This window comes from Campylobacter sp. (genome assembly GCF_052170435.1).
GTDB lineage: Bacteria > Campylobacterota > Campylobacteria > Campylobacterales > Campylobacteraceae > Campylobacter_A.
In genome coordinates, this window is sequence record NZ_JBQNAN010000003.1 from 1 (window position 1) to 12,241 (window position 12,241).

Genomic DNA, 12,241 nt, shown 5'->3' on the forward strand with positions numbered 1-12,241 from the left:
GCCTTGACGATCTTGATTTTATCATCATCGACACGGGTGCGGGCATCGGCGGAAACACGCAGCTGTTTTTAGAAGCCGCAGACGAGGTCATCGTCGTGACTGTGCCCGACCCCGCCGCGATAACCGACGCCTATGCCGTTATCAAAATCACCTCTAAAAATAAAGACAATCTGCTGATGCTTTTTAACATGGTGAGGAGCGAAAAAGAGGCGGTTAGGATATTTGAACATGTGCGAAAAGTAGCTAGGGCAAATATCGAAAATCCGTTAAATTTGGAGTTTTTGGGCGCTATTAGCGAGGATAAAAACGTCTCTCGCAGCATAAAACAGCGCACGCTTTTTACCGACGACAGCAGATACGATGCCGCGAGCATGGAGCTTGAGCAGGTGGCGTCAAAGCTACTTTATAGATTGGAACAAAAAGTGCTTAATCCAAGTACGACTAACAGCTTCAGCGGCTTTTTTAGGCGGCTAATGGAGCAATTTTAAATTTAGGATTTTACTTTGAGAGCGGAAAATTTTATAGCATTTTTTACGGTTTGCGGATTTTTCATCGGCGCGACTTTTTCGGCGTTAAAGCTGAACGACCCGATAGACATGCTGGTTTATACGTTTCTCATTACGTTTTTTTTCTATCTTTTGGTACACGTGGTTATTATAAATTATTTAGACGCCAGATCGTCGCTAAAAAGGCGGTTTGACAAGGAACTATACGAGCAAAGGGCTGATTATCTAATCGGCGAACTAGCCCTTAGAGAAAAGCGAATAGATAATCTCTTAAACAAGCTCGCAAACGAAAATATACTGATAAAACAAACGTTAAATAAGAGCAACGAAAGTAATGCAAAAGCCGCTTAATCCATACGCCCAGACGATAAAAAAGGAGCAAGACGACATCGTACTAGCTTACACGCCCGCTCTTCGCGCGATGGCTTTTAGGCTAAAGGAGCGCTTGCCCGCTCATATCGACGTTAGCGACCTGATCGGCGCTGGGCTGGAGGAGATGGTAAAGCTCTCCAGAAAATACGACAAAGAGCAAAACGACTCGTTTTGGGGTTATGTGCAAAAGCGAGTTTACGGCGCGATGCTTGATTTTTTACGCGGGCTTGACGTGGTTAGTCGCTCGGATCGCACTTTGGTAAAGTCTATCGAGGCTTTGGTGGACGAGTATTTTAATAAATTTGAGCACGAGCCCGACGATGCGTATATCGCCGAAAAGCTTGGCGTCGATATAGAAAAAGTAAGCGAAGCAAGAAACGTGAGCGCGGTCGTCGCCGTCCTAAATATCGACGATCAAATGGAGCTAATGAGCGAGGAAAATACGCTCGAGCGGATCGAAAAAGAGGACTTGATAGAAAAGATAGCTCAAATTTTAAACGAATTTGAGGAGCGCGATCAGCTCATCGTGCAGCTTTATTATTACGAGGAGCTGAGCCTAAAGGAGATCAGCGAGATTTTGGGTATCACGGAGAGCAGGATATCGCAGATCCATAAGCGCTTGATGGATAAAATAAGAAAAAAGCTTGAGGGCAAATAATGGCGGACATTTTAAGTCAAGAAGAGATAGACGCGCTACTAGAAGTCGTAGATGACGAAGAGGCGAGCGGGTCGATCGGCGAGGGTGGCAAGGAAGAGCAGCGCCAGGTAATAATCTATGATTTTAAACGCCCAAACCGCGTCAGCAAGGAACAACTGCGCGCGATAAAGGGCATACACGACAAGCTTGCGAGAAATTTGGCTTCTCAAATTTCAAGCGTTATGAGAAGTATCGTGGAGATCCGCCTACATAGCGTCGACCAGATGACCTACGGCGAGTTTTTGATGAGCTTGCCGAGCCCTACTAGCTTTAACGTCTTTTCGATCAAGCCGCTTGACGGCAACTGCGTTTTGGAGATAAACCCGAGCATTGCATTTCCTATGATAGATCGCTTGCTAGGCGGCAACGGCGAAGGCTTCGAGGCTAGCAGAGAGCTAACCGATATCGAGGTAAATTTGCTCGATGCGATCCTAAGAATGATGATGCAGCGCCTAAAAGAGAGCTGGGCGATGATCACCGATATGTACCCAAACGTCGAGGCTAAAGAGAGCAGCCCAAACGTCGTACAAATCGTCAGCCAAAACGAGATCGTGATAATGGTCGTCATGGAGATCATCGTAGGCAACTCAAGCGGCATGATAAATATCTGCTATCCGGTTATCTACCTAGAGCCGATCTTAAGCCGCCTGGCCAACCGCGACATAATGCTTGGCGAAACGAGCGCGAAAAAGAGCCGAAACAAAGAGCTAAAAACGCTAATCGGGCGCGCTGAGGTGCTGTATGAGGTGATACTGGGCAAAAGCGTCGTTAGCGTAAACGAGTTTTTAAATTTAAAAGAGGGCGACATACTGCGCCTTGACCGCTCGGCAAACGACAAAGCTATCGTCACGATAGATAAAAAAGAGGTATTTTTGGCCGAGGTCGGGCTACATAGATTTAGAAAATCTATCCGCATAGAAGAGCTAATCAGAAGCGATAAGGACGAGATCAAAAACATCCTCGAACAGTACGAAGAAGAGCGCAAAGCCAAGCTCATGAGCTACGAGCAAGAAGACGAGGACGACGAGGATAATATATTAGGCGAGGGTGAAGACGATGAATGATTTTTTGAAAATTTTCGTAAATGAAGTAAAGGCTACGATCGAGGGACTAACGGGCAGGACGCCTGAGATAGGTGAGAGAAACGAATACGACGCGCCCAAGCAAGAAGGCATAAAACCGCCTCTAGCCGTAGCAAACGTGACCGTCGGCGGCGATACGACGGCAAAGATGATGCTAGTAGCTACGCCCGTGCTAATGAGCGCGATCGGCGAGTGGATGCTCGGAGAAGAAGAGATCTCGCGCAACGAAAATTTAAGCGAGGACGAGCTAGACGCCGCAAAAGAGGTATTTTCAAATATTTTGGGCGCATTTTCTACGAGCCTTGGCGCGCAAAAGGGCATGCCGAAGCTAAATTTCGAGGTCGCGAAGGTAAATTTCCTCGACGAGAGCGCAAATTTAGACGTAAATACGTTTGAAAAAATCTACATCTACTCCGTTAAAATCGGCGACATCAGCGAGCATATCGCTATCGTGCTTGATTTTGCGCTGGTTAAATTTTTTAACAAAGATCAAAAAGAGCCCGCCCAGCAAGCAGCTCCCGCAAAAAGCGATCTAAGCGCCGAAGAGATGCGCAATATCGGGCTCATCATGGACGTGCGCCTGCCGCTTCACGTACGCATCGGCTCTAAAAGAATGCTTCTAAAAGACGTGCTCACGATGGACATAGGCTCGGTCATCGAGCTAAATCAGCTCGCAAACGACCCGCTTGAAATTCTAATCAGCGACAAGGTCGTGGCCTTAGGCGAGGTCGTCATCGTGGACGGTAACTTCGGCATCCAGATCACTCAGATCGGCACGAAAAAAGAGCGCCTCGAGCAGCTTAGATAAGGTTAAATTTAGAAATAAGAGGCTAAATTTAGCCTCGCTTTACCTCGGGTGCGCTTTTTCTCAAATTTAACGGCATTTTGCTCAAATTTGAGCGCGAAACTACGGCGCATAAATTTAACCCCGCAAGCGCAAATTTAACCGCAAAGAGAAATTAATGGATGAAATTTTAAACGATCTGGCCAAATTTAGGGATTTTGCGACTTATAAAAATCCTAGCGTTACGTTTTTCGGCTCGGCTAGATTTGACGAAAATAGCAAATACTGTAAAATGGCTTTTAGCCTCGCAAAGGAGCTTGCCGACGGCGGTTTTGCTGTCGTTAGCGGCGGTGGGCCGGGCGTGATGGAGGCGGCGAACAAAGGAGCGTACGAGAGCGGCAAAAGTCCGTCCGTGGGCCTAAATATCGTGCTTCCGTTTGAGCAGGTGACGAACAGATACGCCACGAGCAACTTCGTTTTTTCAAATTTATCAGCTCGCAAATTTGCCCTCATCGAGCGCTCGAGCGCGTTTTTGGTGTTTCCGGGCGGCTTTGGGACGCTTGACGAGCTGTTTGAGATCCTAGTGCTAGCGCAAATCGGCGCCAAAAAAACTAAAATTTTTCTCATCGGAAGCGAGTTTTGGAGTAAGCTCGATGATTTCATCAAAACTACGCTGATACGCGAAAAAGCCGTCAGCGAGGAGGATTTGTCGCTTTATACGATCAGCGACGATCTGGACGCCGTGAGAGATGAAATTTTGCGGATTTTAGACTAGGCGAGTGCGCTAAATTTTATAAATTTTGAGGATTTTGCGATGTTTGACAGGATGCGAGATAGGATCGCTTTTGTGCTGATTTGCCTCGTTTTTATCGCTATTTTCGGCTGTGTCACCGTCAAATTTGACGGCGCGCACGTCCCTTTGTTGATTTTAACCGCCGTAGTTTTCGTCGTTGTAATGGCGGCTCACATGATACATGAAAATTTAAAGCTAGATAAAGACCTAAAAGACGGCGAAACTCAAGACAAATAGCCGCAAGTAGGCTTGAGTGCTAGCTAAACTCGGTCTGCAAATTTGCTGGGTGCTTATATCTGGCGTTTGGCGTTAAATTTTGATTTTTGCAAATTTGCTCGCGCGGTTGGGTTTGTGTTTTTTGAGCGGACTTGCCGATACATTTGCCTTTTGCGTCAAATTCGGTAAATTTGACCGTGCTATCATCGTTTGCAAATTCTGCGTTGCCGTCTCGGTGCGTAAAATTCAGAGCCGATCAAGACACAAAAGCTAAATGCTCGCTTAGCTCGCTATCCTTGGCTCGCAAATTTATAGCCTATTAAGCTATTTTTTATATAATCGCACCGAATTTATACGAATTTGTCTTATTGTGGGGCTAGGGCGAGATTTGTAAATTTTAAAGCCGAATTTAAAATACAAAACTTTAGGGTGCGGTATTTTTAGAAGATTTTTGCGGCTGTGCCGTCAATTTTCGGCGTAGATAGAACACATAGTTCATCGAGCCGAAAATTTACAAGCTCCGCAAAAAGCGCTAAAAAGACAAGCCCTCGCAATAGGAAAGAAAAAATGAAAATACTAATGGCCATGAGCGGCGGCGTCGACTCCACCATGAGCGCAAAAATGCTGCTAGAAGCGGGTCACGAGGTCGTGGGCTGCTATATGAAACTACACAAAAAGCCCGGCTATCACGAGCAAAACATCGGCAAAGTAGCCCGCGCGTGCGAGTATCTGGGTATAAACTATCACGTGATCGACCTGCAAGACGAGTTTGATAGATACGTCTATACGCCATTTGTCGGCGCTTATAAAGAGGGTCGCACGCCAAATCCGTGCGCGCTTTGTAACCGCTTTATAAAATTCGGCGAGCTGTTAAAATTCGCCAAAAGTATCGGCTGTGAAAAGCTGGCCACCGGCCACTACATCCGCGTTCAAGACGGCCTCATCAGGGTCGCCGCCGATCCTAGCAAAGACCAGAGCTACTTCGTCGCGCAGGTGCCAAAAGAGATAATCGCCGATATGATTTTCCCGCTCGGAGACAAATTTAAAAAAGATATAAAAGAGCTGGCAAAATCTCTGCCGAGCTTTCGCGAGTACGGCGAGCAGGCCGAGAGCAGCGAGATTTGCTTCGTCGAGGACACCTATATCGAGGTGCTAAATAAGCACTACGAGACCGACCTGCCGGGCGACGTGGTCGATAGCGCGGGCAGAGTGATCGGGCGGCACAACGGCTACATGCACTACACGATCGGCAAGAGGCGCGGATTTGAGGTATTTGGGGCGCACGAGCCGCATTTCGTGCTCGCTATCGACGCGGCAAATAATCGCATCGTCGTAGGCAGCAAAGAGGAGCTTGAGCGCGGTAAGATCGCGGTAAGTAGCCTAAATTTGTTCACAGACGAGAGCGAGTTTGACTGCGACGTCAAGGTTCGCTACCGCAGTATCGGGCTAAACGCGCACGTAAAAGTGCTGGGTGGCGGCACCGCCGAGGTCGAGCTAAAACAGAGCGCATTTGGCGTGGCTAGCGGGCAGCTCGCGGTATTTTACAGAGGCGAGCTGGTTATCGGCAGCGGATTTATCCTGTAAATTTTATCTTAAATTTGATCGCTTCGGGCGGTCAAATTTGTCAAATTTAGATTGGCGTTTGCGGGCAAAGGCTGGTCAAATTTGCTTGCGTTTGATCAAATTTAAGATCTAGCCAAATTTACCGCCCGCCGCGCAAAATCCTCAAATTTTCTTTATTTTATAGTCTGATCCCATGCTTCAAATTTAGCCTAAAATGGCTAAAATATACAAAAATAATCAAAGGACGCAAGATGAATCCAAAAGAGATCGCTGAGGAGCTCATCATTAAAATGATCAACGCCGCAGACCGCAAGCAAACTCAGCGCGTGCGCGAGTGCTTCGCCGACGTCGTATTCGTCGATCACTCGAGCCTAAACGGCATGCGCGGCGCGCTCGTGAGCGCGGACGAGTTCGTGACGTCGTGGCAGCAGCTGCTCGAGGACGCACAGACCTACGCTTCGCTTAGCAACTTTGAGCTATTGCCCGCGCAGGAAGGCATCAGCGCCGAGTGCCACGCGCACATGGTTTACACGGCGCCCGGTATCGAGCCGTGGGAGATATTTGGGCGTCAGATTTTTGAGATATTTAGGGTTTCGGGCGAATACAAGATCACTTCGTTTCATTTCGCCGCCGCCGTACAAAGGGGCAACAAAAACTTCCTAAAAGAGCTGCAAGCCCGTAAAAAACGCTCGAAATTCGGTCAAATTTACGATAAATTTAGCGGGAAAAAGTGAAATTTGATTTATGCGCGCGAGGCTTTGAGCCATAAATTTACGCCCAAATTTATCTGCAAAACCCGCACCGCAAAAATGCTAATTTAGTTGTAAAAACCCCAGCTGTCAAATTTGCCCTCACTTAAAAATATCAAGGCTCAAATTTAACTCGTCTATGATAGATAAAAGCTCCGAAATTTCCTTTTTTATCTGATTTACGTCATAAAGGCTAGGCGGTAGCGAAAACGGCGTAGTTTCAAATCTATTTTTCGCTCCGTTTAAAAATAGGTAAAATTTATCGTCCATAAACGCCGCGCTCACGCCCATCTGCGCGGCGTATTTTATCTTTAGCTCGCGCAAGCGCTTCATGAATGCAGGCCGTCAAAAGATATCTTGCTTCGACCTTGTCGTCCGTAAAAACCCTAAATTCATCGTTAAAAAGAGTATCGTCCATCCGCTCTTTTTCGCCTAAAAATTTAGTATTTAGCGTGCGGCTTGCCACTATCGTTTGACCGCTAAATTTCTTGTAAAACTCGCAAACCAAGACCGAGCCGCTAAATGCCTGCATATCTTTCATCGTTGACCAAGCAAAAACTATCGCGGATAGCAAATTTAACGCCGCCGAGTCGCCGAAATTTAGCTTCGCGTCGTTTGGGATATCGATCGCTTCGCTGAGGCTAAATTTGACGCCATTATATGTTCCGCTAATTAGGTCTTCGGCGCGAAACTCGTCAGGCGAATAAATGCCGATTTTGCGAAATTCTTTACGGCTGATGCCGGCAAACGGATCGTAGCTAAAATTTGGACCAACCTCGCGGATGGCGGCGCGGACGAAAACGTCTTTGTAAAACGCTTCGTAATCCCCTAGCTCGTCGATCACCCGGCTTGCGTTAGCCATTAATGCGACGAGAAAAAACGGGATGTAGATAATGATGAAAAATAGCGAAGCAAGGTCGCTATCCAAGAGATACTTTGCGGCGAATGCACCGCCCACGGGCAGAACAGCTATAAACAAAACCCCTAAAAACAGATACTTTGCAAATGCCAGCCTGCACTCTTTTTGCTTTTTTGCGGTGGCAACTATGTCTTCGTTTATGTACAAATTTTGCCTCTTTTGTATTTTACGTTTGGAACGAATTTTAGCAAAATTTACGCCGTGAAGGTGCGGGTTTGGGCAAGTAAGCAACTAAATTTAAAAAATCGGTCAAATTTGACCGAAAATAAAAGAATTTAAGCCGAATCAAATCGGCTTAAATTTGAGTTTAGCGTAGATATTTGATGTTAGCTTTGGCGCGGAGTTTGTTGAAGTATTCGCCGATGACGCGGTCTTGCTCGAGTTTATAAAGCGCGTTCATCGCTTCGTCTCTGACCTCGTCGAATTCAGGCATAGTTTGCCCCTTTTTAGACGCTACGTAAAACATCTCAAAGCCCTCGGGAGTCTGGAAAATCTGCGTGAAAGTGCCGTCGGGGGTCTGCTGAAATATCGTTCGTAGTTGAGGCGGGATCTGCTCGCTTTTTAGATCTAGCACGTCCATATGCACGCTGTGGTTGGCGTTCATCGGGGAGCTGTGTCTGGCGGCCTCTAAAAGCTGCATCGAAGGCGCCACGTATCTAGTCACGCTCACGTCGGTAAAGTGCGCGAAAAGGTCGCGATTTTGCTCGAAATACGCTCTCGCGGCATTTTCTGAAATGTTGATTTTAGCGTCGGCAAATATGCTTTGATATAGCTTTTCTTGTTTTATAGTCTTTGCGACGTCGTCTTTAAACTGCGCGTAATCGCCGCCCTTTGATAGCACGGCCGAGCGTAGATCTGAGGCGCTCATGCCGCTCTCGCTTGCGATCTTTTGCAATCTTTGATTTAGCTCGTAGTCGCTGGCTTCGATTTTTAGATTTTTGATCTGCGCGGTTTCGAGCCTATCTCGGATCAGTAAATTTAGCGCGTTGGCTTCGTTTGTTTGCAGCTGTGCGGCGGCTTTGCGCACTTCGTTTACGGTGATGGGTTCGTTTTCGATGATGACGGCGATACCGTTTGAGATCTGGCTCGCGTTAGCCATACAAAAACTGAGAAAAAACGCGGCGAATGAGATCTTTTTTAACATATAAAACCTTTGTTTAAGTCTAAAGTAAATATAATTTGAGCATTATAACATTTTAAATTTAAGCGCAAGCTATACAAGGTAAAATTTAATGCAAAATTCACAAATAGTAACTAGATTTGCCCCCTCTCCGACCGGATATCTACACATCGGCGGGCTTAGGACGGCGCTTTATAACTACTTATACGCTAGAGCAAACGGCGGAAAATTTCTGCTACGTATCGAAGATACCGACCTAAAACGCAACTCCGAAGAAGCAACGCAAGCGATAAAAGAGGCCTTTGCCTGGTGCGGGCTGGATCACGACGGCGAGGTGACGTATCAGTCGCGTAGATTCGACGTTTATAAAGAGTACGTACAAAAGCTTCTAGCCGAGGGCAAGGCCTATAAATGCTACATGAGCAAGGACGAGCTAGACGCTCTGCGCACCGAGCAAGAAGCCAGAAAAGAGAGGCCCAAATACGACAATCGCTACCGCGAATTTACGGGTACTCCGCCTGCGGGAGTGGAGCCCGTCATCCGCATCAAAGCGCCTCTAAGCGGCGAGATCGTGATCGACGACGGCATCAAAGGCGAGGTCAAATTTAGAGTCGAGGATATCCTGGATGATTTTATCATCGCGCGCTCTGACGGCACGCCGACCTATAACTTCACGGTCGTGATAGACGATGCGCTGATGGGCGTAACCGACGTCATCCGCGGCGACGATCACCTCTCAAATACCCCGAAACAAATCGTACTTTACGATGCGCTGGGCTTTAAAGCGCCGAAATTTTACCACGTCGCGATGATAAACGGCGAGGACGGCAGCAAACTAAGCAAACGCCACGGCGCGACCGACGTGATGGAGTATAAGCGCATGGGTTATCTGCCCGAAGCTCTTTTAAATTTCCTCGTGCGCCTAGGCTGGAGCCACGGAAACGACGAAATTTTCAGCTTGGACGATATGCTAAAATACTTCGATCCGCACGATATAAACAAGAGCTCAAGCACCTATAACGCAAGCAAGCTAGAGTGGCTAAACGCCCACTATATCAAGACTCTGCCCTACGAGAGGCTGGCAAGCGAGATGCTTGAATTTGAGATAGATTTTAAAGCGATGCCAAAGGGCGAGGTGCTGTTAAATTCATTGCGCGAACGCTCAAAAACGCTAGTTGAAATGAGCCAAAGCGCAAGGACGATCATAAACGCTCCAAGCGCATACGACGAGAAAGCATACGCTAAATTTATCACGCCCCAAAGTAAGGAAAATTTGGCTAAATTTGCTGAAATTTTAGGCGAAAATTTAGACGCCAAAGGCTACGAGGAGATGACGGCTAAATTTTTAGAGGCAAACGGCTTAAAGCTAAAAGACCTAGCTCAGGCGCTTCGCGTCGCGCTAACGGGAAATAGCGTAAGCCCGGGGATATTTGAGGTGCTCGAAGTTTTGGGCGCGGACGAGACGAAAAAACGAATAAGAAATATTTTAAAGGAGAATAAATGACACACGCAACTAACGAAGAAGCGCTCGCGTATCACGAGGGCGGTAAAATAGAGATAAAAGTAAAAACACCATGCGCGACGGCTAGAGACCTATCTATGGCCTATACGCCGGGCGTCGCGGTACCGTGTAAAGAGATCGAGGCCGACAACGAACTAGCCTACAAATACACCAACAAGGCAAATTTAGTAGCCGTCATCACCGACGGCACGGCCGTTCTAGGCCTAGGCGATATCGGCGCGGTAGCAGGCAAACCCGTGATGGAGGGCAAGGCGGTTTTGTTTAAAAAATTTGCAAATGTAGACGCCTTTGACATCGAGCTAGACGAGCATGATCCAGATAAGATCGTAGAGATCTGCAAAGCCTTAGCTCCGACTTTCGGCGGTATAAATTTAGAAGATATCCGCGCTCCGAAGTGCTTTGAGATCGAGCGCAAGCTACAAGAAGCAGTCGATATCCCGGTCATGCACGACGATCAGCACGGCACGGCGATGATAACAAGCGCAGGCATAATAAACGCGATGGAGATTTCGGGCAAAGATATCTCTAAAATCAAAATCGTAGTTAGCGGCGCGGGCGCGGCAGGCATCGCATGCGCGAAGATGTACAAGGCTCTGGGCGCCAAGCACATCGTGATGATCGACAGCAAAGGCGTCATACACAAAGGCCGCACCGATCTAACTCCTGAAAAGGTCGAATTTGCCCTTGAAACCGCAGATAGAACGCTAGCGGACGCGATGAAGGGCGCGGATATGTTCCTAGGCCTTAGTAAGCCTGGCGTCGTGACTAAGGAAATGGTCGCATCGATGAACGACGAGCCGATTATTTTCGCGCTTGCTAACCCGACTCCGGAAATCTTCCCCGAAGACGTAGCTAGCGTGCGAAACGACGTGATGATGGGTACCGGCCGCAGCGACTATCCGAACCAAGTAAATAACGTTCTTGGCTTTCCGTTTATATTCCGCGGAGCGCTTGACGTTAGAGCTAAAAAAATCACCGAAAATATGAAAATGGCTGCGGCGCGCGCGCTTGCAAATTTGGCCAAAGAGCCCGTGCCTGCGGAGGTTTGCGCGGCGTTTGGCGTAAAAGAGCTAAAATTCGGCAAAGACTACATCATACCAAAACCGTTTGACAAACGCGTCCTAACGGCGGTTGCTCCTGCGGTAGCGCAGGCTGCGGTCGACGACGGCGTAGCTAGAGTGAAGGATTTTGACGTCAAAGCCTATACCGAAAAGCTAGCAAAGGGTCTGTAAATGAAAAACGTCAGGCTCATCTCTCACCCGCTCATCGAGCACAAACTAGCGATTTTAAGGGATAAAAACACTGAGCCGTTTCAGTTTAGGATGCTCGTGGACGAGATCAGCCACCTGATGATATTTGAGGCGACTAGGGATCTGGCGCTGCGCGACGTGAGCGTGCAGACTCCGGTCGCCCAGGCCCAGGCCAAAAAGCTCGCGACAAAGGTGATGATTTGCCCGATTTTGCGAGCGGCGCTGGGTATGCTTGATAGCGTATTTACGATCATTCCCGATGCTAGCGTGGGCTTTTTGGGCTTTCAGCGAAACGAAAAGACCGCGGAGGCGGAGTTTTTCTACGCTAAACTGCCTCGCGACGCCAAAAACCGCCTAGCCATCATCATCGATCCGATGTTCGCTACCGGCGGTACGGCTATCGACGCGGTTAAGTTTTTACGCGAAAACGGCATAAAACAGATCAAATTTATCTCCATCATCGCAGCTCCCGAGGGACTAAAGCGATTTAGCGAAGTTTACCCGGACGTCGAGGTTTATACGGCTGCGATCGACGAGCGGCTAAACGAGAAAAACTACATCGTACCGGGTCTTGGCGACGCGGGAGACCGCGTGTTTAATACCTTGTAAATAGAGCATTATCTTTTGAGCGCCTTTGAATGAGCTAGAAAATTTCACCCTGCGACAGA

General features: G+C 47.8%; 15 protein-coding genes. 12 read left to right on the forward strand and 3 right to left on the reverse strand.

Going from position 1 to position 12,241, the window contains the following annotated elements:
- The 9 genes from ACTTJF_RS02020 to ACTTJF_RS02060 all read left to right on the forward strand — a co-directional run.
- On the forward strand, positions 1-488 hold a 488-nt coding region (locus ACTTJF_RS02020), incomplete at its 5' end, for a P-loop NTPase (protein WP_442550534.1).
- A 15-nt stretch (positions 489-503) separates the two neighbouring features.
- Positions 504-857: a hypothetical protein gene (locus tag ACTTJF_RS02025; RefSeq protein ID WP_442550535.1), complete on the forward strand. Its 354-nt coding sequence runs from the start codon at positions 504-506 to the stop codon at positions 855-857.
- Positions 841-1,536 (forward strand): RNA polymerase sigma factor FliA, encoded by a 696-nt coding sequence (locus tag ACTTJF_RS02030; RefSeq protein ID WP_442550536.1) that lies wholly within the window; start codon positions 841-843, stop codon positions 1,534-1,536. The genes ACTTJF_RS02025 and ACTTJF_RS02030 overlap by 17 nt, the downstream gene beginning before the upstream one ends.
- The gene (gene fliM / locus ACTTJF_RS02035) at positions 1,536-2,639 is read left to right on the forward strand and encodes a flagellar motor switch protein FliM (protein ID WP_442550537.1); all 1,104 of its coding nucleotides are present in this window, start codon (positions 1,536-1,538) and stop codon (positions 2,637-2,639) included. Before ACTTJF_RS02030 ends, fliM begins: the two co-directional genes overlap by 1 nt.
- A complete protein-coding gene (gene fliY / locus ACTTJF_RS02040) occupies positions 2,632-3,465 on the forward strand; it encodes a flagellar motor switch protein FliY (protein WP_185898446.1) in 834 nt (277 codons plus the stop codon). The genes fliM and fliY overlap by 8 nt, the downstream gene beginning before the upstream one ends.
- Positions 3,466-3,619: 154 nt before the next feature.
- Positions 3,620-4,216 carry a TIGR00730 family Rossman fold protein gene (locus ACTTJF_RS02045; protein ID WP_122862467.1) on the forward strand — a complete coding sequence of 199 codons (597 nt, stop codon included), beginning with the start codon at positions 3,620-3,622 and terminating at the stop codon, positions 4,214-4,216.
- A 39-nt stretch (positions 4,217-4,255) separates the two neighbouring features.
- Positions 4,256-4,471, forward strand: coding sequence for a hypothetical protein (locus ACTTJF_RS02050; protein ID WP_442550538.1), 216 nt, complete (start codon positions 4,256-4,258; stop codon positions 4,469-4,471).
- Positions 4,472-5,017: 546 nt separating this feature from the next.
- Complete coding sequence (gene mnmA / locus ACTTJF_RS02055; protein WP_442550539.1) at positions 5,018-6,034, forward strand: tRNA 2-thiouridine(34) synthase MnmA; 1,017 nt, start codon at positions 5,018-5,020, stop codon at positions 6,032-6,034.
- Between the two features lie 230 nt (positions 6,035-6,264).
- On the forward strand, positions 6,265-6,747 hold the full coding sequence (locus ACTTJF_RS02060; RefSeq protein ID WP_442550540.1) for a nuclear transport factor 2 family protein: 483 nt from the start codon (positions 6,265-6,267) through the stop codon (positions 6,745-6,747).
- A 117-nt stretch (positions 6,748-6,864) separates the two neighbouring features.
- Here the strand turns inward: ACTTJF_RS02060 and ACTTJF_RS02065 are convergent, their stop codons facing one another.
- The 3 genes from ACTTJF_RS02065 to ACTTJF_RS02075 all read right to left on the reverse strand — a co-directional run bounded on the left by ACTTJF_RS02065 (position 6,865) and on the right by ACTTJF_RS02075 (position 8,825).
- A complete protein-coding gene (locus tag ACTTJF_RS02065) occupies positions 6,865-7,095 on the reverse strand; it encodes a DUF3137 domain-containing protein (RefSeq protein ID WP_442550541.1) in 231 nt (76 codons plus the stop codon).
- Positions 7,022-7,828 (reverse strand): DUF3137 domain-containing protein, encoded by an 807-nt coding sequence (locus ACTTJF_RS02070; protein ID WP_442550542.1) that lies wholly within the window; start codon positions 7,826-7,828, stop codon positions 7,022-7,024. Before ACTTJF_RS02070 ends, ACTTJF_RS02065 begins: the two co-directional genes overlap by 74 nt.
- A gap of 160 nt (positions 7,829-7,988) precedes the next feature.
- Entirely contained in the window at positions 7,989-8,825 is an 837-nt protein-coding gene (locus ACTTJF_RS02075) for a peptidylprolyl isomerase (RefSeq protein ID WP_442550543.1), read from the reverse strand.
- A gap of 88 nt (positions 8,826-8,913) precedes the next feature.
- Between ACTTJF_RS02075 and gltX the strand changes: the two genes are divergently transcribed.
- Genes gltX through upp form a run of 3 tightly spaced genes read left to right on the forward strand, consistent with a single transcriptional unit; the run spans position 8,914 to position 12,182 of the window.
- Positions 8,914-10,305 (forward strand): glutamate--tRNA ligase, encoded by a 1,392-nt coding sequence (gltX, locus tag ACTTJF_RS02080; RefSeq protein ID WP_442550544.1) that lies wholly within the window; start codon positions 8,914-8,916, stop codon positions 10,303-10,305.
- Positions 10,302-11,555: a malic enzyme-like NAD(P)-binding protein gene (locus tag ACTTJF_RS02085; protein WP_442550545.1), complete on the forward strand. Its 1,254-nt coding sequence runs from the start codon at positions 10,302-10,304 to the stop codon at positions 11,553-11,555. The genes gltX and ACTTJF_RS02085 overlap by 4 nt, the downstream gene beginning before the upstream one ends.
- A complete protein-coding gene (gene upp, locus ACTTJF_RS02090) occupies positions 11,556-12,182 on the forward strand; it encodes a uracil phosphoribosyltransferase (RefSeq protein ID WP_002948924.1) in 627 nt (208 codons plus the stop codon).
- Positions 12,183-12,241: the final 59 nt, after the last annotated feature.